General features: G+C 68.2%; 21 protein-coding genes. 14 read left to right on the forward strand and 7 right to left on the reverse strand.

Annotated elements, in window-relative coordinates; all coding sequences use genetic code 11:
• Positions 1-170 precede the first annotated feature (170 nt).
• Together L880_RS0119255 and pdxH are read left to right on the forward strand one after the other, a co-directional pair.
• A complete protein-coding gene (locus tag L880_RS0119255; RefSeq protein WP_027477058.1) occupies positions 171-1,394 on the forward strand; it encodes an MFS transporter in 1,224 nt (407 codons plus the stop codon).
• A gap of 72 nt (positions 1,395-1,466) precedes the next feature.
• Complete coding sequence (gene pdxH, locus L880_RS0119260; protein WP_027477059.1) at positions 1,467-2,123, forward strand: pyridoxamine 5'-phosphate oxidase; 657 nt, start codon at positions 1,467-1,469, stop codon at positions 2,121-2,123.
• 16 nt (positions 2,124-2,139) lie between these two features.
• Here the strand turns inward: pdxH and L880_RS0119265 are convergent, their stop codons facing one another.
• From L880_RS0119265 to msrA, 4 genes are all read right to left on the reverse strand, one after another.
• Positions 2,140-3,090, reverse strand: coding sequence for an AEC family transporter (locus tag L880_RS0119265; RefSeq protein WP_027477060.1), 951 nt, complete (start codon positions 3,088-3,090; stop codon positions 2,140-2,142).
• 113 nt (positions 3,091-3,203) lie between these two features.
• Positions 3,204-5,357 carry a TonB-dependent receptor gene (locus L880_RS0119270; RefSeq protein ID WP_051443433.1) on the reverse strand — a complete coding sequence of 718 codons (2,154 nt, stop codon included), beginning with the start codon at positions 5,355-5,357 and terminating at the stop codon, positions 3,204-3,206.
• Between the two features lie 95 nt (positions 5,358-5,452).
• Complete coding sequence (locus L880_RS32915; protein WP_157462991.1) at positions 5,453-5,890, reverse strand: hypothetical protein; 438 nt, start codon at positions 5,888-5,890, stop codon at positions 5,453-5,455.
• 100 nt (positions 5,891-5,990) lie between these two features.
• Positions 5,991-6,527, reverse strand: coding sequence for a peptide-methionine (S)-S-oxide reductase MsrA (gene msrA, locus L880_RS0119280; RefSeq protein WP_027477062.1), 537 nt, complete (start codon positions 6,525-6,527; stop codon positions 5,991-5,993).
• A 162-nt stretch (positions 6,528-6,689) separates the two neighbouring features.
• Between msrA and L880_RS0119285 the strand changes: the two genes are divergently transcribed.
• From L880_RS0119285 to L880_RS0119320, 8 genes are all read left to right on the forward strand, one after another.
• Positions 6,690-7,385, forward strand: coding sequence for a TetR/AcrR family transcriptional regulator (locus tag L880_RS0119285; protein ID WP_027477063.1), 696 nt, complete (start codon positions 6,690-6,692; stop codon positions 7,383-7,385).
• A gap of 17 nt (positions 7,386-7,402) precedes the next feature.
• Positions 7,403-8,632 (forward strand): efflux RND transporter periplasmic adaptor subunit, encoded by a 1,230-nt coding sequence (locus L880_RS0119290; protein ID WP_027477064.1) that lies wholly within the window; start codon positions 7,403-7,405, stop codon positions 8,630-8,632.
• 6 nt (positions 8,633-8,638) lie between these two features.
• The gene (locus L880_RS0119295; protein ID WP_027477065.1) at positions 8,639-11,845 is read left to right on the forward strand and encodes an efflux RND transporter permease subunit; all 3,207 of its coding nucleotides are present in this window, start codon (positions 8,639-8,641) and stop codon (positions 11,843-11,845) included.
• 22 nt (positions 11,846-11,867) lie between these two features.
• A complete protein-coding gene (locus L880_RS0119300; protein ID WP_027477066.1) occupies positions 11,868-12,533 on the forward strand; it encodes a protein-L-isoaspartate O-methyltransferase family protein in 666 nt (221 codons plus the stop codon).
• 19 nt (positions 12,534-12,552) lie between these two features.
• Positions 12,553-12,894, forward strand: a complete 342-nt coding sequence (locus L880_RS0119305; RefSeq protein WP_019576811.1) for a rhodanese-like domain-containing protein — start codon at positions 12,553-12,555, stop codon at positions 12,892-12,894.
• A 25-nt stretch (positions 12,895-12,919) separates the two neighbouring features.
• On the forward strand, positions 12,920-14,296 hold the full coding sequence (locus tag L880_RS0119310; protein WP_051443434.1) for a TolC family outer membrane protein: 1,377 nt from the start codon (positions 12,920-12,922) through the stop codon (positions 14,294-14,296).
• A 65-nt stretch (positions 14,297-14,361) separates the two neighbouring features.
• Positions 14,362-14,652, forward strand: coding sequence for a nucleotidyltransferase family protein (locus L880_RS0119315; RefSeq protein WP_027477068.1), 291 nt, complete (start codon positions 14,362-14,364; stop codon positions 14,650-14,652).
• Positions 14,649-15,038 carry a HepT-like ribonuclease domain-containing protein gene (locus L880_RS0119320; protein WP_027477069.1) on the forward strand — a complete coding sequence of 130 codons (390 nt, stop codon included), beginning with the start codon at positions 14,649-14,651 and terminating at the stop codon, positions 15,036-15,038. Before L880_RS0119315 ends, L880_RS0119320 begins: the two co-directional genes overlap by 4 nt.
• Here L880_RS0119320 and L880_RS32920 read toward each other — a convergent pair.
• Positions 15,011-16,357 (reverse strand): 3-deoxy-D-manno-octulosonic acid transferase, encoded by a 1,347-nt coding sequence (locus L880_RS32920; RefSeq protein WP_051443435.1) that lies wholly within the window; start codon positions 16,355-16,357, stop codon positions 15,011-15,013. The genes L880_RS0119320 and L880_RS32920 overlap by 28 nt on opposite strands.
• A 54-nt stretch (positions 16,358-16,411) precedes the next feature.
• A complete protein-coding gene (locus tag L880_RS0119330; RefSeq protein ID WP_027477070.1) occupies positions 16,412-17,827 on the reverse strand; it encodes a phosphomannomutase/phosphoglucomutase in 1,416 nt (471 codons plus the stop codon).
• A 177-nt stretch (positions 17,828-18,004) separates the two neighbouring features.
• Here L880_RS0119330 and L880_RS0119335 point away from each other — a divergent pair, with 177 nt between their 5' ends.
• The 4 genes from L880_RS0119335 (at position 18,005) to L880_RS0119350 (ending at position 25,138) form a co-directional block, all read left to right on the forward strand.
• On the forward strand, positions 18,005-19,636 hold the full coding sequence (locus tag L880_RS0119335; RefSeq protein ID WP_027477071.1) for a DNA-3-methyladenine glycosylase 2 family protein: 1,632 nt from the start codon (positions 18,005-18,007) through the stop codon (positions 19,634-19,636).
• Positions 19,637-19,688: 52 nt separating this feature from the next.
• Positions 19,689-20,246, forward strand: a complete 558-nt coding sequence (locus L880_RS0119340; RefSeq protein WP_027477072.1) for a methylated-DNA--[protein]-cysteine S-methyltransferase — start codon at positions 19,689-19,691, stop codon at positions 20,244-20,246.
• Positions 20,243-21,112 carry a DMT family transporter gene (locus tag L880_RS0119345; RefSeq protein WP_027477073.1) on the forward strand — a complete coding sequence of 290 codons (870 nt, stop codon included), beginning with the start codon at positions 20,243-20,245 and terminating at the stop codon, positions 21,110-21,112. Before L880_RS0119340 ends, L880_RS0119345 begins: the two co-directional genes overlap by 4 nt.
• 228 nt (positions 21,113-21,340) lie before the next feature.
• The gene (locus tag L880_RS0119350) at positions 21,341-25,138 is read left to right on the forward strand and encodes a sensor domain-containing protein (RefSeq protein WP_084461466.1); all 3,798 of its coding nucleotides are present in this window, start codon (positions 21,341-21,343) and stop codon (positions 25,136-25,138) included.
• Here L880_RS0119350 and modA read toward each other — a convergent pair.
• On the reverse strand, positions 25,117-25,893 hold the full coding sequence (modA, locus tag L880_RS0119355) for a molybdate ABC transporter substrate-binding protein (RefSeq protein WP_245615255.1): 777 nt from the start codon (positions 25,891-25,893) through the stop codon (positions 25,117-25,119). The two genes, L880_RS0119350 and modA, sit on opposite strands and share 22 nt — an antisense overlap.
• Positions 25,894-25,916 lie beyond the last annotated feature (23 nt).

A 25,916-nucleotide genomic window follows, 5' to 3' on the forward strand; every position in this document is an offset into this window, starting at 1 on the left:
TGGCCTCCAGGTCGGGTTCAGGAGCCCCGGGGCAGGCGGGCGAACTATAAGCGAGTGCGCCCCCACGGGCAGGATCCGAGGTCCGCAAGCGGCCAGCAGCGTTGGGCAGAAGCTGCGAGACTGGCCGCCTGCCCCGCCCCCGATCACCCCCATTCGCACCGCCTCGCCCCATGACCGACTCCAAGCTGCCCGCCGCCTTCAACCGCCTGGCCTGGGCCAACCTGGCCGCCCAGGCTGCCGAACAACTGAGCCTGGCGGCCACGCCCATCGTGGCGGTCACGCTGCTGGGGGCCGGGCCGGGCGAGACCGGCCTGCTGGCCACCTTCCAGACCCTGCCCTTTCTGCTGTTCTCGATCCCGCTGGGCCTGCTGGCCGACCGTGGCTCGCGCCTGCGCCTGATGGTGGGGGCCGAGCTGTTGCGCGCCGTCTCGCTGCTGGCCCTGCTGGGCGCTTTGCTGACGGGTCATGCGAGCCTGCTCTGGCTGCTGGCCATGGGCTTCATCGGGGCCCTGGGCACGGTCGGCTTCAGCGTGGCGGCCCCGGCACTGGTGCCTTCGCTGGTGCCCGGCAGCGCGCTGGCAAGGGCCAACGGGCGGCTGGAGCTGGCGCGCAGCCTGGCCTATGCGGGCGGCCCGGCCCTGGCCGGCAGCCTGGTGGCCTGGGCGGGCGGATCGACCGCCTTCGTGGTGGCGGCCGTGGGCTCGGGCCTGGCCGTGGCCTGGATGCGCGGCCTGCACGAACCCCGGCGCACCCCGGCCCCGCCGCGCCACCCCTGGGCCGAGCTGCGCGAGGGCGCCCGGCAGGTGTGGCACCAGCCCTTGTTGCGCCCCATCTTCCAGACCGCCGTGATCTGGAACATCGGCTGGTTTGTGCTGCAGGGCACCTATGTCTCGTATGCCGTGCGCCACCTGGGCCTGAGCGCGGCCAGCGTGGGCCTGACGCTGGCGGGCTTTGGGGCCGGCATGGTGTGTGGCGCTCTGCTGGCCAGCCGCGTGCTGGCCCGCCTGCCGCTGGGCCGGGCGGTGCAGTTCGGGCCGGCCATGTCGCTGCTGGCCTGCAGCACCCTGGCGGCCACGGTGGTATGGCCCTCGGCCGCGCTGGCCGGGCTGGGCTTCTTTGTGTTCGGCTGCGGCGCCATCATCTGGACCATCAGCTCCACCACGCTGCGCCAGACCGTCACGCCCGGGGCCCTGCTGGGCCGGGTGTCGGCCATCTTTCTCACCGGCAATGCGGGCGCCCGCCCGCTGGGCGCCGCCTTGGGGGGCCTGGTGGGGGCGCAATGGGGCGAAGCGGCCTGCCTGGGCCTGGCGGTGCTGGCCTTTGCCTGGCAGCTGCTGCTGATCTCGGGGCCGGCCATCAGCCGCCTGCAAGGCTTGCCGCCGCAGGAGGTGTGAACCAGGTGGCGCCCATGCCCCGGCCCTGTGCTGGGTCAAGCACAAGGGCCGGCCAGCAGGCAAAATCGGACCATGAGCAACAAAACCAGCCCCTCGGCCATAGCCGACCTGCGCAAGAGCTACGAGCGCGCAGAACTCAGTGAAGACGCCTCGGAGGCGCAGCCCCTGCGCCAGTTCGAGAAATGGCTCAACGAGGCCATCACGGGCGAGGTGCCTGAGCCCAACGCCATGACCCTGGCCACCGTGGGCCACGACCTGCGCCCCAGCACCCGCATCGTGCTGATCAAGGGCTATGACGAGCGGGGTATCGTCTGGTACACCAATTACGAAAGCCGCAAGGGCCACGAGCTGGCGGGCAACCCGTTTGCCGCCCTGCAGTTCCACTGGGTGGAGCTGGAGCGCGTGGTGCGCATCGAGGGCCGGGTCGAGAAGGTCAGCGACGAGGAAAGCGACGCCTACTTCAACAGCCGGCCGCTCGATTCGCGCATCGGCGCCTGGGCCAGCCCGCAAAGCCAGGTCATCGGCGGCCGCAGCGTGCTGGTGGCCAATGCGGCGCGCTACGGTGCGCAGTTCATGCTCAAGCCGCCACGCCCGCCGCACTGGGGTGGCTTCCGGCTGGTGCCTGAGCGTTGGGAGTTCTGGCAGGGCCGCAAGAGCCGCCTGCACGACCGCCTGCGTTACCGGTTGGAAGACAACGGCAGCTGGGTGCGCGAGCGCCTGGCCCCGTGAGCGGGTGGGCTGAGGCTCAGACCAGCGCGCCCACCAGCAGCATGGCCAGCGGCAGCGTGATCAGGCCCATGACGGTGGTCACGGCCACGCTGGCGGTGATCAGTTCCTCGGCCACGCCATAGCGCTGCGAGAACAGGTAGACGTTGGCGCCGATCGGCAAGCCGGCCGTCACCACCATCACCGCCAGAGGCACCCCCTCCAGGCCCAGCAACCAGCCCAGGGCCAGCACCACGGCCGGGTGCAGCAGGTTCTTCACCCCGACCATCGCCAGCGCCCCTTTGAGGTGGGTGCCCACCGAGCCATAGGCCAGGGTCACGCCCACCAGCACCAGCGCAATCGGCCCCATGGCATTGCCCAGCAGCTGCAAGGGCTGGTCGAGCAAGGGCGGAATGCTGAGGCCGGTGCTGCCGAACAGCAGGCCGGCCATGATGGGCAGGGGGATCGGGTGGATGATGCCTTTGCGCAAGGCCCCGCCCACGGTGGCCCAGACGCTGCGGGCCGGCGCCACACCGCGCCGCGCGTCCTCCCGCTGGGCCGCCAGCTCCAGCACGATGTTGCCGGCGGTCAGCAGCACCAGCGAATGCAGCGAGATCAGGGTGAACAGGGTCACCATGCCGGGCTGCCCGTAGGCCAAGCCGATCAGCGGGATGCCGATCATGCCGGTGTTGCTGAAGGTACCGGCCAGCGCCAGCACCGCCCCGGTGGGGTTGTAGCCCTTGACCACGATCACCAGCGCATAGACCAGGGCTGCAGCGCCGAAGTACATCGCAATCGGCTTGAAGTCGAGCTGGCCCAGGTGCACCGCACTCATGGTGCGAAACAGCAAGGCCGGCAGCAGCAGCATGAACACCAGGTTGGACAGGTCACGCACCGCCCCCCCCCCGATCCAGCGACGCCGCCCGGCCACATAGCCCGTGAGAATGAACAGGACGACGGGCAGCAGGGCAACAACAACGGGATGGTTCACGGCAAGGCGGTCTGAGGGGCCAAAACACAGCGGCCCGCACGCAGCGGGCCGCTCTCAAGCTGCTGATTGTCGCCGCTTTGGCTCAGGTTGTCTGACAACCCAAGCCCCCAGGCTTAGAAAGCGATCTGCAAGCCGACCTTCAGGCTGCGCCCCGGAAGCGGGGCCTTGGGGAAGGCCGTGGTGGTCAGGATCGAGGTGGCGCTGTAGGCCAGCTGGTTGGTCAGGTTGTCGAGCCGGGCGTACCACAGCATCTGGGTCGTCTGCCCACCCACACGGGCCGTGGTCTTGTAGCTGCCCATGGCGTTCCACAAGGTGTAGGCCGAGGTGGCGCGGCTGTCGCTGGGCACCCGGGCCTGGGCGGCCGAGTGGTCAAAGCCGCCGCGCAGCGACCAGGGGCCGCGCGTCCAGGCCAGCGAGGCCCCCAGGCGTGCCGGGGCGATGCGCGGCAGGGGGTCCAGCGTGTCGGCATTGATGGCGCGCACCAGATCACCGCGCAACAACAGATCCAGGGCGCCGGCGCTGCCACCGGCCTGCAGGCCGCCGGGGCCCATCAGGCGCACCGTGGCGTTGCCCTCCAGCCCGGTGAAACGGGCCCGGATGCCGCTGTAGCGGTACTCGGGGTAGGTGGTCAGGCTGCTGTCGCTGGGGTTGCGCTGGCCGTCAGCGGTCAAGCGGTCGCCAGTGGCCAACAGGCCGATGAAATTGCGAAAGCGCGTCTGGTAGGCATTGACCGAGGCCTGGTGGGCGCCCTGCTTCCACTGCAGCCCCAGTTCGGCGCTGGTGGAGCGCTCCTTGCCCAGTGAGGAATCCCCGGTTTCCCAGGCCACGGTGGCCATGTGGGGGCCGTTGGCAAACAACTCGTAGTCCTTGGGCGCGCGCTCGGTGTAGGCCAGGTTGCCCGTCATCTGCCAGACAGGGCTCAGCTTGACCAGCGCGCCCAGGGCGGCGCTGTGCGGGTTGAAGCGGCGCTCGCCAGATTCGAAGCGGGTGGTCTCGGCACTGCCCAGCGAGCGCACGGTCACGCTCTCGGTGCGGGCGCCCGCGCTCAGCTTGCCCCAGGACGTGGGCAGCTCTTCGTGGATAAACAAGGCCTGGCTGCTGCTGCGGCTCATCGGCGCGAAGGCTTCGTCGCCCAGGGCCGCAAAACGCCCGGTTTCGGCCTGCAGGCCGATCACGCCGTCCAGGCCGGCAAAGCGCTCATGCCGCGCCTCCAGCCGGAAGTCGTTGCCCTGGTTGGTGAAGCGCGTGCCCGCCACACCCGATTCGTACTCGGTGTGGGCGTAATCGGAATGGCTGAACTGCCCCTTCAGGGATTGGATGAAGGCCACGGGGTAGCGCCACTCGCCTTCCAGCGCGTAGCGGTTGCTGCGCATGCCGATGGTCACGTTGTCCTCGGCCACCGTGCCATAGGTGGTCTGGTAGGTGGCGGCCGAGGCGCCCAGGTAGCCCTTGTCCCAGAACAGGCTGCCGCCCACGGCCCCGCCCTGCGCGTCGCTGGCCGAGTTGCAGATGCGGCTGGCCTGCGGGCTGGCCCCGGTCTTCTCGCAAGGCAGGCTGACCGGCACATTGACATCACCCGTGCGCCGCTTGAAGCCGTCCACATGCAGGGCATAACGCTCGTTGCCACCTTCCACCATGGCGGCAGCGCTGCGCTCTTTGTTGCCGCTGGCCAGGCCCAGGTCGACCTTGCCGGTCACGCCGTCCAGGGGCTCACGCGGGATGCGGTTGTCGATCACATTGACCACGCCGCCCACGGCGCTGCCGCCGTACTGCAAGGCGCCCGGGCCACGCAGCACCTCGATGCGGTCCACGGTGATGGGCTCCAGAGGCACGGCATGGTCAAAGCTCAGCGCCGAGGCGTCGACGGTGGCGCCGCCATTGTTCAGCACCCGGATGCGGTCGCCGTCCAGCCCCCGAATGATGGGGCGGCTGGCGTTGGGGCCGAAGTAGGTGCTGCTCACGCCGGGCGTGCCGTCCAGGGTCTCGCCCAGGGTGCCGCGGGCGCGCTCGGTCAGCTCGTCGCGCTGCAGCACCGTCACGGGCGCGGTCAAATCGGTGGCCCCCAGCGGGTTGCCGGTCACGGTCACCTCACGCAGGCTGGGGCCTGCGGTGGTGGCCGGGGTGGCAGTCTCGGCGCTGGTCTGGGCCTGGGCCTGGGCCTGCGCCATGGGCACCGAGGCAATCAGGGACAGGCAGGCCAGCTGCAACAGGCTGGGGCGGATCGAAGGCAGGCGCGCCAGACGCGCAGCGGGAGGCAAGGAAGTCATGGCAAATCTCGTTGAAACAGGGTCGGACACACGCCGCGCCCCGCAAGGGTGACGCAGCGCCGGGCGCCCAGACAGGCGGCCCGATCAGGCAGTCATCAACGAGAAAGCGGTGGCGCCCTGGCCTGGCAAGGGGCGGCCGTGGCCGCTACCAGGGTGGCGTCGAGCCACCAGGGCAGGAAATGGCTCAGCGCCGGCCCCAGGTCGGCCACGGTGAGCGCCTGGGGTGGGCCGTCGTGGCCCAGTTGGTCGTACACCAGGCAGTCCGCATCGCTGCTGTGATGTGAAAACAGTCGATCCAGCCAACGCTCGGCACTGACCTGGGCCGAGTCCGCAGAAGCGGCTTCAAGCGCCGGTGAGGCCGAGGCCGGCACAGCCCCTGCGCGCCAGGCGGGGTGGTGAATCCGGTGCATCTGCCCCAACACCGGGGCCAGCACCAAGACCAGCAGCAAGGCGGCCCACCCCAGGCGCAGGCCTGTGACGGGCAACACCCTGCCCCACCAGGCGGCAAAGCCGGGCGCGGTCAAGGTCTTCATGGCGGATCGGGCGGACATCGTGAAAGGCGGCAGCGGCCTACAACAAGCTCAAACCAAGATTGTGTAATCGCTGTGACTCAGGATTGTGACAAAAACCGGCTCAATCTTTCAGAAACCGCGCAAAGGTTTTCTGGAACTTGGCCACTTTGGGCCCCACCACGAAAGCGCAGTAGCCCTGGCCAGGGTGCTGCTCGAAGTAGTCCTGGTGGTAATCCTCGGCCGGCCAGTAATTGTCCAGCAGGGCCACCTCGGTCACCACGGGCTGGGGCCAGGTGGCGCTGGCGTTCACAGCGGCCACAAAGGCCTGGGCCTGGGCCAGCTGGGCGGCATCCTCGACATAGATGCCGCTGCGGTACTGGGTGCCCACATCGTTGCCCTGGCGGTTGAGCGTCGTGGGGTCGTGGATCGAGAAGAAGATCTGCAGGATCTCGTCCAGCGAGATCACCGCCGGATCGAAGCGCAGGCGCACCACCTCGGCGTGCCCCGTGCTGCCGCTGCACACCTGCTCGTAGCTGGGCTGGACCACCTGGCCATTGCAGTAGCCCGACTCCACATCCAGCACGCCGCGTACGCGCACATAGACGGCCTCGGTGCACCAGAAGCAGCCGCCGCCCAGGGTGATGGTCTCGATCGTCATGTTTTCCACCTTTTTGCACAACAACACAGCCTGGCAATGTAGCCTGAGCCCGATGGGCACGCTGGCCCGGGGTCATCGGCTGCGCGGGTGCTGTGTGGCCTGCTGGCTTGACGCGCGGCAAATGCGAACGTTATATTACTAACCAATCAGTCATTAACCCCCATGCCCCTGCCCAAATTCAAGCTCTGCTCTGCCGGCGACAGCCACAGCAAGCGCGAGCGCCGCAAGGAAGCCCGACCCGGTGAGTTGCTTGAAGCAGCGCTCGACCTGTTCGTGGAAAAAGGCTTTGCTGCCACCCGGGCGGAAGAGGTGGCGGCCCGCGCCGGGGTGTCCAAGGGCACGCTGTTTCTGTACTTTGGCAGCAAGGAAGAGCTTTTCAAGGCCGTGGTGCGCGAGAACATCTCGGGCCGCTTCACCGAATGGGAGGCCGAGCTGGACACCTTCACCGGCACCAGCGCCGAACTGATGGCCTATGCCATGCGCAGCTGGTGGGAGCGGGTGGGCATGACCAAGGCCTCGGGCATCACCAAGCTGATGATGAGCGAGGCGCGCAATTTCCCCGAAATCGCCGAGTTCTACCAGCAAGAAGTGATCCTGCCGGGCCGTCAGTTGATCCGGCGCATCCTGGAGCGTGGCGTGGCCCGTGGCGAGTTCCGACCGCTGGACATGGACCACGCGGTGTACTGCGTGATGGCCCCCATGATCTTTCTGATGATGTGGCGCCACTCGGTCGGTGCCTGCGCCCCCACCGACTTCGAACTGTCCCCCGAGCGCTTCATCGACCAGCAGATCGACCTCTTGGTCGATGGCCTGCAGACACGCGCCCCGGGCGCAGCCCCCTCTTCCCCCGCCCCATAAGAAACAACGAGACAAAGATGACGCAAACGCAAGCGCCCTCCGGGAAACGCCGGTGGATCAAGTGGGCCGTGCTGGCCCTGGTCGTGCTGGCCCTGGGCTTCAGCGTGCTGCGGGCCCTGTCGGCGCGCAAGGCCCAACAAGCGGCCGTGGCCGAGGCCAGCCAGCGCGCGCAACCCGTGATCGAACTGGCCCCCACCGACCTGGTGGCCGCCCAGGTGCAGAACCTGAGCCAGGGCCTGCCGGTGTCGGGCAGCTTGCGGGCGGTGAATTCGGCCTTCATCCGTACCCGCGTGCCGGGCGAATTGCAGCAACTGACCGTGCGCGAGGGCGACAGCGTCCAGGCCGGCCAGGTGCTGGCCCGCATCGAGGTGACCGAGTTCCAGTTCCGCCTGCGCCAGACGCAGGACCAGGCCGACTCGGCCAAGGCCCAGATCGACATCGCCCAGCGCCAGTACGACAACAACAAAGCCCTGGTGGCCCAGGGTTTCATCTCGCAGACCGCGCTGGACACCTCGCTGGCCACGCTGAACTCGGCCATCTCCACCTACAAGGCCGCGCAGGCCGCGGTTGAAGTCACCCGCAAGACCTTTGAAGACACCGTGCTCAAGGCCCCCATCAGCGGACAGGTGGCACAGCGCCTGGCCCAGCCCGGCGAGCGCCTGCCGGTGGACAGCAAGGTGCTGGAGATCGTCGATCTGAGCCGCCTGGAGCTGGAGGCCACCTTCAGCCCGGCCGATTCGCTGAGCTTGAAAGTGGGCCAACGGGCCCGCCTGAGCATCGAGCAGAACGGCCAAGGCAGCGCCACCGTGGGCGCCACCGTCTCGCGCATCAACCCCAGCGCCCAAGCGGGCAGCCGCAGTGTGCTGGCCTACCTGACGCTGGACACCCCCGGCAGCGCCGGCCCGGTGCTGCGCCAGGGCCTGTTTGCCCAGGGCATGCTCGACACCGTGCGCGTGAGCGCGCTGGCCGTGCCGCTGTCGGCCGTGCGCACCGACAAACCCAAGCCCTATGTGCAGACCGTGCAGCAGGGCCAGGTCAAGCACCTGCCCGTGACGCCCGGCACCCGAGGCGAGGTGGGCCCCGAGCTGTGGGTGGCCGTGCCCGACCTGCCCGAAGGCACCCAGGTGCTGCGCGGCGAACTGGGGCCGCTGCGCGAAGGCACGGCGGTGCGCCTGACGTCCTCACCAGCCTCTGCTTCTGCACCCGCCGCCACGGCCACCACCGCAGCTCCGGCTGCACGGAACTGACGCGCCATGTGGTTCACCCGCGTCAGCCTGAAAAACCCCGTCTTCGCCACCATGGTGATGCTCGCCATCGTGGTGCTGGGCCTGTTCTCGTACCAGCGCCTGCAGGTCGATCAGTTCCCCAACATCGACTTTCCGGTGGTGGTGGTCACCACCGAATACCCGGGCGCCTCGCCTGAGATCGTCGAGAGCGAGGTCACCAAGAAGGTCGAAGAAGGCGTCAACTCAATCGCCGGCATCAACAACCTCACCTCGCGCACCTACCTGGGCCAGTCGGTGGTGATCATCGAGTTCCAGTTGCAGATCGATGGCCGCAAGGCGGCCGAAGACGTGCGCGAAAAGGTGGCCTCGATCCGGCCCAACTTCCGCACCGAGGTCAAGGAGCCGCGCGTGCTGCGCTTCGACCCGGCCAGCAAGGCGGTCTGGTCGCTGGCGGTGCTGCCCCAGGCCAGCGCCGACGGTGGTCAGGGCATGAGCCCGGTCGAGCTCACCAACTGGGCCGACCAAGTGCTCAAGAAACGGCTGGAGAACGTGCGCGGTGTGGGCTCGGTGTCCCTGGTGGGCGGCACCAAGCGAGAGATCAACATCTACCTGAACCCGGCGGCGATGGAGTCCTTCGGCGTCACGGCCGATCAGGTGGCCGCCGCCGTGCGCAACGAGGCGCAGGACCTGCCCGTGGGCTCGGTGCGCTCGCTGGCCCAGGAGCGGGTGGTGCAGATCGACGCCCGCATGCAGCGCCCCGAGGATTTCGGGCGCCTGATCGTGGCGCGGCGCGGTGGCAGCCCGGTGCGGCTCGAACAGGTGGCCCGCGTGGCCGACGGCGCCCAGGAGCTGGACAGCCTGGCGCTGTACAACGGCCAGCGCACCCTGCTGCTGTCGGTGCAGAAGGCGCAAGACGAGAACACCATCCAGGTGGTCGACGGCCTGTACAAGACGATCGATGAGATGAAGGGCCAGCTGCCTCCAGGGCTCAGCCTGCAGCCCATCCTGGACGGCTCGCGCCCGATCCGTGTGGCGGTGGACAACGTGCGCCGCACCCTGATCGAAGGCGCGGTGCTGACCGTGCTGATCGTGTTCCTGTTCCTGAACTCCTGGCGCTCCACACTGATCACCGGCCTGACGCTGCCGATTGCGCTGATCGGCACCTTTTTGTTCATGAACCTGTTCGGCTTCACCATCAACATGATCACGCTGATGGCGCTGTCGCTGTGCGTGGGCCTGCTGATCGACGACGCCATCGTGGTGCGCGAGAACATCGTGCGCCATGTGCAGATGGGCAAGACAGCCTTCCAGGCCTCGCTCGACGGCACCCAGGAGATCGGCCTGGCGGTGCTGGCCACCACCTTGTCCATCGTGGCAGTGTTCCTGCCCATCGGGTTCATGGAAGGCATCATCGGCAAGTTCTTCCACGAGTTCGGCATCACCATCGTGGCCGCCGTGATGATCTCGATGTTTGTCAGCTTCACGCTCGACCCGATGCTGTCCTCCATCTGGCACGACCCCAGCATCCACGCCCATGGCGAGCGCCACGCCCCGGTCACCCTGTACGACAAGACCATCGGCCGCGTCACCGGGGCTTTTGACGACGCCACCGAGTGGCTGGCCGAGGGCTACCAGACCCTGCTGCGCTGGTCACTGGGGCACCGGCTGGCCACCCTGCTGCTGGCGCTGGCCATCTTCGTGCTGAGCGTGGTCATGGTGCCGCTGCTGGGCACCGAGTTCGTGCCCAAGGCCGACTTCTCCGAGACCACCATCAATTTCTACACCCCGGTGGGTTCGTCGCTGGAGGCCACCGAGGCCAAGGCACGCCAGGTCGAGGCCATCGTGCGCGAGGCGCCCGAGGTGCGCTACACCCTGGCCACCATCAACACCGGCACCGCCCAGGGCAAGATGTACGCCAGCCTGTACGTGCGCCTGGTGGACCGCAAACAGCGCAGCCGCAGCGTGGACCAGATGTCGGCCGCGCTGCGCGAACGCCTGCGCCAGGTGCCGGGCATCACCGTCACCCACGTGGGCCTGCTGGACTCGGTGGGCGGCAGCAAACAGGTCGAGTTCTCGCTGCAAGGCCCCGATCAGACCGAGCTGGAGCGCCTCAGCCGCCTGGTGATGGACAAGGTGCGGGGCATCCCGGGCCTGGTCGACCTCGACTCCAGCGTGAAAGACCCCGCCCCCCAGATCTCGGTGCAGCTGCGGCGCGACGCAGCCTCCGACCTGGGCCTGAGCGTGGGCCAAGTGGGCCAGTCGCTGCGCCTGCTGGTGGCCGGCGAGACCGAAGGCACCTGGCGCGCCCCCGACGACCAGACCTACGACATCAACGTGCGCCTGGCCCCCGATGCCCGCAACAGCCCGCAAGATCTGGAGCGCCTGCCCTTTGCCCTGGCCACCGCGGCCGATGGCAGCACGCGGGTGGTGCGCCTGAACCAGGTGGCCCAGGTGCGCGATTCGACCGGCAGCAACCAGATCAACCGGCGTGACCTGACGCGCGAGGTGGCGATCAATGCCAACGTCTACGGTCGCTCGGCCGGCGAGGTGTCGGCCGACATCCAGAAGGCCATGCAGGGCGTGCAATTGCCGCCGGGTTACCGCTATGCCTTCAGCGGCTCGACCAAGAGCATGGCCGAGTCCTTCGGCTACGCCGTGTCGGCCCTGGCGATGGCGATCATCTTCATCTACATGATCCTGGCCAGCCAGTTCAAGAGCTTTTTGCAGCCTCTGGCACTGATGACCTCGCTGCCGCTGACCCTGATCGGGGTGGTGCTGGCCCTGCTGATGTTCGGCTCGACCCTGTCGATGTTCTCCATCATCGGTGTGGTGATGCTGATGGGCCTGGTCACCAAAAATGCGATCTTGCTGGTCGACTTTGCCATCCGAGCCCGCGAAGGCGGCCTGGATGCGCAGGGCCAGCCCGTGGCCGGGCTGCCCCGTGCCGAGGCCCTGCTGCTGGCGGCCCGGGTGCGGCTGCGCCCCATCCTGATGACCACGCTGGCCATGATCTTCGGCATGGTGCCGCTGGCCTTCGCCATCACCGAAGGCTCCGAGCAGCGCGCCCCCATGGGGCAGGCCGTGATCGGGGGGGTGATCACCTCCTCCTTGCTGACCCTGGTGGTGGTGCCGGTGGTGTATTGCTACCTCGACGACCTCGCTGCATGGCTGCGCCGTTCGCGCCAGCGCGGCCAAACACCGGCAAGCCCGCCTAAAATCGATGGTTTGTCCTGATCCACCGCCGGAGAACCCCAACATGTCCATGCCCCAGAACCTCGAGCAAGCCCGTTTCAACATGATCGAACAGCAGATCCGCCCCTGGGATGTGCATGCGCCGGAGATCCTGGAACTGCTCAACACCCTGCACCGCGAAGATTTCGTGCCCGAAAGCCAGCGCGCCATCGCCTTCGTCGACATGGAAGTGCCCCTGCCTGGCGGCCAGGTGATGCTGGCCCCCAAGTACGAAGCCCGCGTGATGCAGGAGCTGAAGGTGCAGAAGAACGAGAAGGTGCTCGAGATCGGCACCGGTTCGGGCTACATGGCCGCCCTGCTGGCCCACCAGGCACAGCGTGTGGTCAGCCTCGAAATCAACCCCGAACTGGCCGAATTCGCCCGTGGCAACCTGCAGCGCGCCGGCATCCACAACGTGGAAGTGCGTGTGGCCGATGGCGCCCGCACCGTGCAGGCCGACGGCCCCTTCGACGTGATCGTGCTCAGCGGCTCGGTGGCCGAGGTGCCCCCCGCCCTGCTCGACCAGCTCAAGGTGGGCGGCCGCCTGTTCGCCATCGTGGGCGACGAGCCCGTGATGCGTGCCCAATACATCACCCGCAGCGGCGACAAGGCCTTCGAGACCAAGAGCCCCTGGGACACCATCGCGCCCCGCCTGCAGAACTTCCCCGAGCCTTCGCGCTTCCGTTTCTGACCTTCACTGGAATCCTTGCATGATCGACCAAGTCCGACCCGCCAGCCTGAACGACTGGCTCCAGTCCCACCCCGGCGTCCAGCCCATCGTGCTGGACGTGCGCGAACCCTGGGAGCTGCAGACCGCCAGCATCAAGCCGGCGGCGGACTACCGGCTGGTCAGCATTCCGATGGGAGAGATTCCGGCGCGACTGGCCGAACTGGACCCCGCCACCCCGGTGGCCTGCCTGTGCCACCACGGGGCCCGCAGCCAGCGCGTCGCTGCCTTTCTGGCAGCAAACGGTTTTGAATCGGTCGTCAACCTGGCCGGCGGCATCCACGCCTGGGCCCTGGAGCGCGACCCTGAAGTGCCCGTTTATTGATGAACCTCCCCGGAGTGCCTTTTCCATGCCTTCCCTGCAAGATTCTTTTCACGCCCTGCGGCGGCTGCCCGCGCTGCTGACCCTGATCGGCCTGGCCACGGGCTTGAGCGCGCTCACCACCCCGCTGCACGCCCAAAGCCTGGACGAGCTGTACCAGGCGGCCCGCGACTATGACGCCAGCTACCGTGGCGCCCGCTCGCAGTTCGAGGCCACGCTGGCCCGCGCCGAACAGGCCAAGGCCAATCTGCGCCCCACCATCGGCATGCAGACCTCGATCACCCGCAACACGGTGTCAGGCAACATCGACACCGTGCCGTACTTCAAGCACCCCTATGGCGTGCGCCAGAACGGGGTCAGCCTGACCCAGCCGCTGTACCGCCCGGGCAACCTGGCCTCGTACCAGCAAGGCGAAAAGCTGCTGCAGCAGGCCGATGCCCAACTGGCCCTGGCCGAGCAGGACCTGATCGTGCGCGTGAGCCAGGCCTATTTCGACGTGCTGGCTGCGCAGGACAGCCTGGTCTTCGTGCAGGCCCAGAAGGTGGCGGTGGAAGAGCAACTCGCCTCGGCCCAGCGCAACTTCGAGGTGGGCACCGCGACCATCACCGACACGCGCGAGGCGCAGGCCCGGCGCGACCTGGTGCTGAGCCAAGAGATTGCGGCCCAGAACGACCTGCGGGTGAAGCGCCTGTTCCTCGATCAGCTGGTGGGCCGCAGCAACACCACCCCCAAGCCCCTGCAGCCGAATGTGCCCATCAGCGCCCCGCCGGCCGAGCAGATCAGCCAATGGATTGAGGCCACCAACGAACACCCCAGCGTGCAACTGGCCCAGACCGCCGTCGACGTGGCCGAACTGGAAGTGCGCAAGGCCCAGGCCGGCGAAAAGCCCACGGTCGACCTCACGGGCAGCTATGGCTATGCCCGCAATGAGAACGGCTCCAGCCTCTCACCCACCAGCACGGTCAGCTCACGCATCTACCAGGGCTCGATCGGCGTGACCATGAACATCCCGCTGTACGCCGGTGGTGCGCTGCAGAACCGCATCCGCGAAACCCTGTCGCTCGAAGACAAGGCCCGCAGCGACCTCGAGGCCGCCCGCCGCAACGTGGCCCAGGCCACCCGCAGCGCGTTCTACGGCGTGGTCTCCGGGGCCAGCCAGGTGCAGGCCCTGCAGGCGGCCGAGGCCTCCAGCCAGGTGGCCCTGGACGCCAACCGCCTGGGCTACCAGGTGGGCGTGCGCATCAACATCGATGTGCTGAACTCGCAAAGCCAGCTCTACCAGACCAAGCGCGACCTGGCCCAGGCCCGCTACAACGTGCTGCTGGGCGGCCTGAAGCTGCGCCAGGCCAACGGCAGCCTCAAGCCCGAAGACCTGCAGGCGGTCAATCAGTTGCTGGTGCCTTGAGTCCAGGGCCAGGGCACAGCGCTGCCCCGCCGTAGAATCAGCCTTCAAGTATGGGAGCCGACCTGATGAGACCCTCTGAAGCCCTGGCCTTGAACCGAGCCGCTATTCGAGACGTCGTCGCCTCTCACCGCGCCGGCAATGCCCGCGTGTTCGGCTCGGTGCTGCACGGCCACGATACCGACAACAGCGACCTGGACATCCTGATTGATCCGACCCCACAAACGACGCTGTTCGATATCGGCGCCATCATGCACGACCTGCGCAAGCTGCTGGGTGTGCCAGTGGACGTGCTCACGCCCAATGCCCTGCCAGAAAGTTTCAGGGCCAGGGTCCTGGCGGAGGCACGTCCAATATGAGTCGGGATCTCCAGCGTTTGCCAGACTATCTGGCGCACATCCTGGAAGCCATAGAGCGCATCGACAGCTATACCCGACATCTGGACGCCAAGGCCTTCACCAACGAGAAGTTGGTACAGGACGCAGTGATCCGCAACCTGGAAGTCATCGGCGAGGCGGGTAACAACATTGAAAAGCACCACCCTGGCTTTGCTGCAGCGCACCCGGAACTGCCACTGTCGATTGCCTACGACATGCGCAATGCCCTCGCCCATGGTTACTTCAAGGTGGACCTTGCAGTCGTCTGGCAAACGATCCAGAGTGACCTGCCAGAGTTGAAGGTGCGCATCACCAGGGCCCGAGAAGACCTTCTAGACGGTCAGGATCCAGCAATGTTGGGGCCTTGAGTTCGGCGGCCCCCCTCAGCCCACAACCCAGCCGCCGCCTCAGCCGTGCGCTGCGCCGCCCCCCGGTGCGCCTGGGTGAAGGCCACCGCAGCCTGCGCCGCATCCAGACAACGGCGCTCGTCGGCCAGCAAAGCCTGGGCCTGGCCCACCGCATGGGCCATGTCGCTGACGCGCCAGGCGGCGCCCGCCTCCAGGGCCAGTTCCACCGCATCGGCAAAATTGAAGGTGTGCGGGCCCACCAGCACCGGGCAGCCGCTGGCACAGGCCTCGATCAGGTTCTGCCCCCCCAGTGGCTCGAAACTGCCCCCCAGCAAGGCCAGGCGGGCCAAGCGGTAATACAGGGCCATTTCGCCGAGTGAATCGCCCATCCAGACATCGGCCTGGGGTGGCAACACCGGGGCGGCCAGGTCGCCCCATTGGCTGCGCCGGGCCACCGTCAGGCCGGCACTCTTGAACAGGGCCGCCACCTCGTCAAAGCGCTGCGGATGCCGCGGCACCACCAGCCACTGGATGGCCGCATTGCCCACGCTGCCGGCATTGCTGCGCCAGCTTTCGATCAGGGCCGCCTCCTCGCCTTCGCGCGAGCTGGCCAGCAGCACCACACGCTGCCCCCGCTCGTTGTCCAGGCGGCGCGCCAAGGCCCGCCCCAGTGCCTGCTGGGCCTCATCGGGCTGGGCATCGAATTTGACATTGCCCAGCACTGCCCGCACCGGCGCCCCCACCGAGCGCAGCCGGGCCGCGTCGTCTTCGGTCTGGGCCCAGACTGCGCTGAAGCCCCGGTAGGCAGGCCCGCTGAGCCAGCGCAGGCGCTGGGCCGCAGCCCGTGAACGTTCGTTGAGCCGGGCATTGGCCAGCGCCAGCGGGATCCCAGCGCCCTGACAAGCCGCGATCAGATTGGGCCAGACCTCGGTTTCCATGATCAGCCCCAGCGCGGGCCGGAAATGGCGCACGAAACGCTGCACCGCCGCCGGCGTGTCCCAGGGCTGCCAGACCTGCACATCGCCTTCGCGCAGCAGGCGCTGCCCTTCGGCCCGGCCGGTGGCCGTGCCATGGGTCAGCAGCAAGCGGAACGGCCAGCCGCGGCGGGCCCATTCCGAGCGCAGCGCCGCGATCAGGATGCCGGCGGCCCGGGTCTCGCCGAGCGACACGGCGTGCACCCAGACAAAACCTTGCCCGGGCGCTTGGCTGTAGTGACCGAATCGCTCTTCGATCGCCTCCAGGTAACCCGGCTCGTTGACCCCGCGGCGCGCGAGCTTGCGCCGCAACAGGGGCTGTGCCGCCACCAGGGCGGAAGAATAGAGGGCGCGCGCCAACGTCATGCGCGGCCAGCCTGGGGATGGCGGGGGGATGCGGTCAAGGCTTTGGGCGCCGGGTCAGTGGGCCGCGCTGCCGACCTGGGCATCGGGCTTGATCTGGCGCAGCAGGGCCAGCATATCGCCTTCGATGCGGTGCAGGGCCTCGGCGTTCTGCCCCTCAAAGCGCAGCACCAGCACCGGCGTGGTGTTGGAGGCACGGATCAGGCCAAAGCCGTCGGCCCAGTCCACCCGCAGGCCGTCGATGGCCGAGATGGCCGGTGTGGCACTGTCACCCCGCGCCGTGGCGCGCTGCGCCAGGAACTCAGGGGCGGCGGCCTGCAACTCGGCCGTGACACGGTGCGGCTCGCCTTCGGCGCAGGCCACATTCAACTCGGGCGTCGAATGGCTTTGCGGCAGGCCGTTGAGCACCGCATTGGCATCGGGGTGGCGGCTCAGGATCTCCAGCAGGCGGCAACCGGCATAGGTGCCGTCGTCAAAGCCGTACCAGCGCTCCTTGAAGAAGATGTGGCCGCTCATCTCGCCGCCGAGGGGGGCGTTGGTTTCGCGCATGCGGGCCTTGATCAGCGAGTGGCCGGTCTTGAACATCACCGGCACCCCGCCGGCGGCCGCGATCTCGGGCGCCAGGCGCTGGGTGCATTTGACGTCGAACACGATCTCGCCGCCCGGCACCCGCGACAGCACGTCGCGCGCAAACAGCATCATCTGGCGGTCGGGGAAGATGTTCTGGCCGTCCTTGGTGACGATGCCCAGGCGGTCGCCGTCGCCATCAAAAGCCAGGCCCAGTTCGGCGTCACCGGCCTGCAAGGCGGCCATCAGGTCGCGCAGGTTCTCGGGCTTGCTGGGGTCGGGGTGGTGGTTGGGAAAGTCGCCATCGACCTCGCTGAACAATTCAGTCACCTCGCAACCCAGGGCGCGGAAGATGGCCGGCGCCGACGCGCCGGCAATGCCGTTGCCCGAGTCGACCACGATCTTCAGCGGACGGGCCAGCTTCACATCGCCCACGATGCGATCACGGTAGGCCGGGCCCACATCGGCCTCGCGCACACTGCCGCCGGCCAGGCGCGGGGCGCTGTCGGCTTCCATGGTGCGGCGCAGGGCCTGGATCTCATCGCCATAGATGGCCTTGCCGGCCAGCACCATCTTGAAGCCGTTGTAGTCCTTGGGGTTGTGGCTGCCGGTCACCTGGATGCCGCTGCGGCACAGGGTGCTGGCGGCAAAGTACAGCATCGGCGTGGTCACCGCACCCACATCGATCACCTCGATGCCCGCCGCCACCAGGCCACGGATCAGGGCCTGCACCAGGGACGGGCCGCTGAGGCGCCCATCACGCCCCACCGCCACCGTCTTTTCACCCAGGGCCTGGGCAGCCGCCCCGAACGCCAGCCCCAGGGCCTCGGCCACCTCGGTGTTGAGGGTCGTGGGCACAATGCCCCGGATGTCGTATGCCTTGAAGATCGCTGCGTTCACTTGCATGGATGGAACCCGTACGGAGGGTGTGTCGCTGGAAAAAACCGGCACGCCCGTGCCGGAACTCCGCCCGATTGTAGTGAGGGGAAAGCCTGAGTTGACAATTTCTTACTCCTCCGTTTAGGCGAAAGACGGTGTCCGAAAACGGCCAGCGCATCCACCGGCTCTGCGTATCATGCCGCCATGCCCTCGCCATCCACCCCTGCCAAAGGACTGTCCGCGGTCCATGCACATCCAGGCCCTCCGGCCGGGCTGCAGGGCCTGAGCGCAGACCCCGAGGCCTGCTACCTGGCTTTGAGCACCCGCGATGCGCGCTTTGATGGCCATTTCTTCACCGGCGTCACCAGCACCGGCATCTATTGCCGCCCGGTCTGCACCGTGCGGGCGCCCAAGCGTGAGAACTGCCGCTTTTTCGAGTTGGCCGCCCAGGCCGAGCAGGCGGGCTTTCGGCCTTGTCTGCGCTGCCGGCCCGAACTGGCGCCCCAGACCCTGGCCTGGTCCAGCACGGATGCACGCCGGATTCTGGCCGCCGAGGCCGCACGCTGGCTCGACGACCCCCGCCACTGGCCGCATGCCGGCGAACGCGATGCCGACCCCGTGATGACGCGACTGGCCGATCACCTGGGGGTGAGTGACCGGCACCTGAGGCGCATCTTTGAAGCCAGCCTGGGCGTGGCGCCTTTGCGCTACCTGCAGACACGGCGCCTGCTGGCTGCCAAGCAGTTGCTGACCGACACCGCCTTGCCGGTGACCGAGGTGGCACAGGCCAGCGGTTTTGCCAGCCTGCGCCGATTCAACGCTGCCTTTGTCGAACACTACGGCCTCAACCCCAGCCAGTGGCGCAAAAGCCCGGGCGTGGCCGGGCAGGCCCAGGCCGCCATCCGACTGGCCTACCGCCCGCCTTACGACCAGGATGGACTGGCCCGCTTTCTGGCTCAACGGGCCTTGCAGGGCCTCGAGACTGTGACGCCGGGGTCGGACGGCCTGCGGGTGGCGCGCACCCTGCGCCTGCCGCCGCTGCCCGGTGGAACCGCCCCCCTGCTGGGCTGGGTGCAGGTGCACTGGCCGACACAAGTCCAGCAAGTGCTGTTGCGCTGCAGCGAGAGTCTGAGCCCCGCCCTGCCCACACTGATCCGACGGGTGCGCCAATGGCTGGATCTGGATGCCGACCCGGGCGCCATCGACCAGGTGCTGGCCCCCCACTTCGGGTCGCTGAACGGCCTGCGCGTGCCGGGCACGCTGGACGGGTTTGAGCTGGCGGTGCGGGCCATCCTGGGGCAGCAGGTCACCGTGGCGGGCGGACGCACACTGTGCCAACGCCTGGTCGATCGGCTGGGCCCGGCCCTGCCCACCGATGCCGACACCCCTACCGGCCTGAACCGGCTGTTCCCTGACGCTGCCACGCTGGCTGCCCTGGACGATGGTCAGGGCCTGGCGCCCTGCCTGGGCGAACTGGGCATCGTGCGGCAACGCCAGCGCGCCCTGCTGGCCCTGGCGCAGGCGGTGCACACCGGGCGCCTGGCCCTGGATGGCGGTGCCCCGCTGGCCCAGACCTTGGCCGGGCTCACCGCCCTGCCCGGCGTCGGCGACTGGACAGCGCAGTACATTGCGCTGCGCGCCCTGCGCTGGCCCGATGCATTTCCAGCCGGTGATGGGGTGCTGCAAGACCGCCTGGGCACCCGCCCACCCGGCAGCACGCCACGCCAACGCCTGCTGGCCACCGAGGCCGCATCGGCGGCATGGAAACCCTGGCGCGGCTATGCTGTGCTGCGCATCTGGGAACATGGCCCGCCCTCGGCAGTCGGCAGCGACTGAATCTGGCGACCGGCCCCTCTTCCTTCCCGCACTCACCCCACAGGATCTGCAGATGAACTCCCCCTCCGAACGGGTTCAGTTGGTGTTCGACACCACGCTGGGCCCCATGCACCTGGCGGCCAGCCCGCGCGGCCTGGCAGGCGCCTGGTTTGCCGGCCAGCGCCATGCCCCGGCCCAGCTCGAGGGCGCGCACGCGTGGCCGCTGGCACCTGAGCACCCGCTGCTGCGGCAGGCCCGTGATGAACTGCAGGCCTACCTGCAAGGCCGGCTGCGCGTGTTCTCGGTCCCGCTGGACCTGAGCAGTGGCACACCGTTTCAGCAGGCCGTGTGGCAAGCCTTGTTGCACATTCCCTGCGGCCAATTGCAGGGTTATGGGGCCCTGGCCGCCCAGCTGGGCCGCCCCTCGGCGGCTCGGGCGGTGGGCGCGGCCGTGGGCCGCAACCCGGTGTCGGTCATCGTGCCCTGCCACCGGGTGGTGGGTGCCGACGGCAGCCTGACCGGCTATGCCGGCGGGCTGGAACGCAAGCAGGCGCTGTTGCGTCTCGAAGGCGTCGCCCAGCATGAACAGCGCGCCGGCCAGGCCCCGCTGTGGACCGAGGTCACGGCATGAGCGCAGCCTGGGTGTTGGAGTTTGTGCTGCTGGCTGCGCTGTGGGGCGCGTCTTTTCTGTTCATGCGCCTGGGGGCCTCGGAGTTCGGCCCGCTGGCCACGGCGGGGTTGCGGGTGATTCTGGCCACGGTCTTTTTGTGGCCCATCATGGTCTCGCGGGGGCAGTGGCCGGCGCTGAAGGCGCAATGGCGGGCCATTTTGCTGATCGGGGTGGTGAATTCGGCGATTCCGTTTGCCCTCTATGCCTGGGCCGTGTTGTCCATCAACACCGGGCTCGCCGCCATCCTGAATGCCACCACGCCCTTGTGCGGAGCCTTGCTGGCCTGGCTGTGGCTGGGCGAGCGCCCGGGCCGCATGAAGGCGCTGGGCCTGGCCATCGGGTTCACGGGCGTGGTGCTGCTGGCGCTCGACAAGGCCAGCTTCAAGCCCGGTGGCAGCGGCTTCGCGGTGCTGGCCTGCCTGGCCGCCACCTTCTGCTATGGCTGGGCCGCCAACCTGACACGGCGCTACCTCAGTGGGGTGCCCGCCCTGGCCAATGCCACCGGCAGCCAATTGGGCTCGGCCCTGGTGCTGGCCTTGCCGACGGCGCTGTCGTGGCCGTCGCAGGCGCCCAGCCTGCAGGCCTGGGCCGCCATCGCGGCAATTGCGGTGTTCTGCACCGGCATTGCCTACATCCTGTACTTCCGCCTCATCCTGCACGCCGGCCCCGCGCGCGCCATGACGGTGACCTTCGTCACGCCGCTGTTCGCCGTGGCGTATGGCGGCCTGTTCCTGGGCGAGCAGATCACGCCCTGGATGGTGCTGTGCGGGGTGGTGATCGTGTGCGGAACCGCACTGTCCACCGGCCTGATCCAGATCAAAAAATAGCGGAACGCATTCCGAGCAAGGCGCCTCCCAGGGTTTGCCCGCCCTCAGACACGGCCCACCTCGCCCTGGGACGGGCTGTCAGCCCTCTACACTTGGGTTCATTGAGCAGTCCGGCGCCCTGCCCCTGGCCCAAGGCTTCAGCGGCAGTCGCAGGGGCCGGAGCCGGTGTGCACGGCTTCATGACAGGAACGAGGTGATGGGTTGATTGACTTTCCGCTTGATTTGGCGGTGAACAGCGGTATCACGGCAGCAGTCGTTGGCGTGTTCCTGCTGCTGCCACCCGGCTGGCTGTTGACCCCCACCTTCCGCCAACGCCTGTTCACCGGCACGCTGTTGGGCCTGGCCTCGGCAACAGCCATGTACTGGAGCGTGCTGGCGGGACTCTCACCCACCGCCGAAGTTCGGCCGGCCTACCTCACCCTGGCCTTGTACATCCTGGGCCGGCAGGTCGGGCTGATCGCACTGCTGCCCACGCTGCTGGCGACCATGGTCCTGCACCTGCCTGCCACAGGCCCCCACCTCGCGCTGACCTTGATGCTGATGGCCTGGGCCGATGTGTGCCGCCAGGTGCTGCGGCGTGAACTGTCCACCGTCTCGCCGCGGGTCAGGGTGTGGCTGTCCTTGCTGATGCTGGCAGCCGGGGTCCAGGTGCTGATGCTGCTCGCCGCCCAGTTGGGCTGGGTGAGCAATCCGTCGCACGCCCAACTGTGGCGATATGCGGGCAGCACCTTGCTGCTGGGTTGCTGCCTGGAACTGCTGCTGGGCCGGGCGCGCTACGAAATGCAGCTGCAGCGGCGCGAGAACGAACTGCTGCAGGTGCTGGACTCCTCAGGTGGCGGGCGCTGGATCTGGGACGTCCCCCGGCACCGGACCACCTTCCAGGGCAGCTTCTACGACCAGTTCGACCTCAGCGGCCCCCGCGGCACCGACCCCTGGCAGGTCTGGTTCCAGCACTGGCACCCTGAAGACGCCCAGCGGCTCGAACGCATCCGGCAGGACCTGCTGCGCAGCCCCGACGACGCCTTCGAGACCGAATTCCGCGTGCACGACCGCGACGGCCGCTGGCATTGGGTGCTGGCACGCGGGCGCATTGTCGAGCGTGACGAACTGGGCCAGGCCACGCGCGTGGTGGGCATGCACCACGACATCACCGCCAGCCACCAGGCCAGCGACGCCCTGCAACTGTCGCAGGCCAAGTTCCAGACCATCTACGAGGCCTTGCCTGACGCGGCAGGCATCACCCGGATCAGCGACGGCACCTACCGGGAGGTGAACCCGGCGTTCTGCCGCCTCCTGGGGCGCCAGCGAGAAGACATCCTGGGGCACACCTCGCTGGAGCTCAACATCTGGGCCAGCCCCGCAGAGCGCGACAAGCTGCTGAGCAGCTTCCGCGAAAAGGGGCGGGTCGACAGCCTGCCCTTGCTGGCACGCAGTGTTCACGGCACGACCATCCCGGGGCGCATGTCGGCACGCCAGATCAACATGGATGGGGAGCCCTGCTTCATCTTCCTGTTCCATGACATGAGCGAGCACCAGTCCATGCAGGATGAGCTGGTGCGGGTGAACGCCCTGCTGCAACAGGCCGGCCGCATCGCCCGCCTGGGCGTCTGGGAAGACTCGCCCGAGCCTGCCGAACGGTACTGGTCGGACGTCTGCTACGAACTGCACGGGCTGCCCGCCGGTGCGGGCGTGCCCGACAACTACGTCGATCAGTTCGTGGCCCCCCCCTTCCGCGAGATTTTTCGTGAGGCGATGCGACGCGCCGTGCTGGAGCACAAGCCCTTCGAGCACGAGGTTCAGATCGTGCGCTGCGACCAGCGTGTGGTCTGGGTCCAGGCCATGGCCGAACCCGTGGTCCAGGACGGCCGCGTTCGCCGGGTGCGCGGCGTGATCCGCGACATCGATGAAGCCCGGCGCAGCCGGGATCGCCTGCGCGAATCCGAGGAGCGTTTCTCACGCATCTTCCAGGCCATTCCCGACCCCATGGGCATCTGCAGCAAAGCCACCGGGCGCTACCTGGAAGTCAACCCGGCCTGGGAGCAGGCCACGGGCATCAGCCGAGGCGAAGCCTTGGAGGACCAATCCACTGCCGGCCTGGGCCTGTACACGGCGGCCGAGCGCGAGGCCTTGCTGGCCACGGCCAACGCACAAGGTGTGCTGAGCGCCTATGAGGTCGACTTCACCCCCCGCGGGCAACCGACACGCACGGGTCTGCAGTCCATGCAGACCATCGAGTTCGATGGTCAGGCCTGCTGGCTGTTCGGCATCAAGGACATCACCGAGCGCAAGCAAGCCGAGCGCCTGGTGCAGGAGCGCGAAGCCCTGCTGTCGCTGACCATCGAGGCCGCCTCCCTGGCCCTGTGGGACCTCAACATGCAGACCGGCGAGGTGGTGGGTGACCGGCAGTGGCGCGAGTTGTGCGGCCTGCCCCCGGCCAGCGCCGGCGCCCCGCCCGAACGCTGGAGCGAGGTGGTTCATCCAGAAGACCTGGCCCTGGCTTTTTCGGCCCTGGATCGCCATCAGAGCCACCCCGACCAGCCCTTTGACGTGACCTTGCGCCTGCAACACGTGGACGGCAAGGTGCGCTGGGTGCGCAACCTGGGCCGCGTGATCGCCCGCCAGGCCGACGGCAAACCCCTGCGCATGGTGGGCGTGGGCCTGGATGTGACGCGCCAGCGCGAGCAGGAAGCCCAGTTGCAGAAGCTGGCCCACTTTGACGCCCTGACGGGGCTGCCCAACCGGGTCCAGCTGGCCCAGGCCCTGGAATCCGCCATGCAGGAGGCCCGCCAGAGCGGCCAGTTGCTGGGGGTGGCCTACCTGGATCTGGATGGTTTCAAGCCGGTCAACGACCGCCTGGGCCATGGGGTGGGCGACCAGTTGCTGGTGGAGATCGCCCGCCGCCTGCAAGGCGCCATCCGGGCCAAGGACCTGGTGGCCCGGCTGGGGGGCGACGAGTTCGTGATCCTGCTGACCCAGCCCGAGTGTCGCAAGGATTGCGAATCCACCCTCAGCCGCCTGATGCAGCGCATGGCCGAGCCGGTGCGCCTGGAAGGCGAGGCCCTGACCGTGACGGCCAGCATCGGCCTGACGCTGTACCCCGATGACGATGCCGACGCCGACACCCTGCTGCGCCACGCCGATCAGGCCATGTACCTGGCCAAGCAGGCCGGGCGCAACCGCATCCACGTGTTCGATGCCGAGCGCGAACGGGCCTCGCGCGAGCACCACACCCGGCTGGACCGCCTGGCCACGGCCCTGCAGGCGGGCGAATTCTGTCTGTATGTGCAGCCCAAGGTGGACATGCAGGAAGGCACCTTGGTGGGGGTCGAAGCCCTGGCGCGTTGGCAACACCCTGAACAAGGCCTGTTGGGGCCTGGCGAGTTTCTGCCCCAGATCGAGGGCTCGGCCCTGGAAGCGCCTTTTGGCGAATGGGTGCTGACCCATTCTTTGAGCTTGCAAAGGCAGTGGCTGGCCCAAGGGCTGCGGGTGCCCCTGAGCCTGAACATCTCGGCGCGGCACCTGCAGATGGCCGACTTTCCGCAACATGTGCAGCAGTTGCTGGGGCAGTTTGCCGACGTGCCCACCTCGCTGATCGAGATCGAAATCACCGAAAGCGCCGCCCTGACCGACATCGACGCCGTGTCGGCCACCCTGGTCCAGTTGCGCAACATGGGTTTGTCGATCGCCATCGACGACTTCGGCACGGGCTACTCCTCGCTCACCTACCTGCGCCAGTTGCCGGCCGATACGCTGAAGATCGACCGCAGTTTCGTGATGGGCATGATGAGCGACATCGGCGACATGGCCATCGTGGACGGGGTGATCGGCCTGTCACGCTCTTTCGGGCTGACCTTGATCGCCGAAGGCGTCGAGACCACCGAGCAAGGCCTGCGCCTGCTGCAGATGGGCTGCACGCTGGCCCAGGGCTATGGCATCGCCCGCCCCATGCCGGCCCACGAGTTGCAGGCCTGGGCGGCCCAATGGCGCGCCCCCGAGGCCTGGGCTCAGGGTTTGGCGAAGCCGTAAGCGGCCAGGATCTCCTGGGCGGATGCAGAACGCACGTAGCTGATGAAGCTCTGGGCCAGGGTCTGGTTCTTGCCCGCCGCGACCGGGGCGATCGGGTAGCTGACCCGCGTGCCGGTGGGCACGGTGAAGGCGATGCGCACGCGGTCTTTCTCGATCAGGGCATCGGTGCGGTACACAAAGCCCGCATCCACCTCGCCACGCGCCACATAGGCCAGCACCTGGCGCACGCTGTCGGCATAGATCCAGCGCGGCTGCAACTCGGCCTCGAGGCCCGCGGCCTTCACGGCTTCCAGGGTGTAGCGCCCCACGGGCACGCTGGCGGGGCTGCCGGTGGACAGGCGTTTGAAGGCCGGAGCGGCCAGATCGGCCAGGGCCTTGGGGCTGGGGGTCGCCGCAGCGGGTTGCACCACCACCAGGGTGTTGGCCGCAAAGTCGACCCGGCCCGGCGCCAGCAACTGGGCGGCGGCGGCCTTGTCCATGGTCTCCTGATCGGCCGAGGCAAACACGTCCACCGGCGCCCCCTGCCGGATCTGCTGCAACAAGGGCCCGGAGGCGGCGAAGTTGAGCACCACCTTGCTGCCCGGGTGGGCCTTCTCAAAGGCCCGGGCGATGTCCTGGAACGCATTGGTCAGGCTGGCCGCCGCCGACACGGTGAGCTCCTGGGTGGGTGCCTGGGCCAGGGCAAGGCCCGATGCCAGGCCCATCAGAGCCAACAGAACAAGCCTTCGTGGTGCGCGGATGAGGGAGTGCTTCATGATCGCTATTCCGTAAATGAATA

The sequence above is a fragment of the Curvibacter gracilis ATCC BAA-807 genome (genome assembly GCF_000518645.1).
GTDB classification, from domain to species: domain Bacteria; phylum Pseudomonadota; class Gammaproteobacteria; order Burkholderiales; family Burkholderiaceae_C; genus Curvibacter; species Curvibacter gracilis.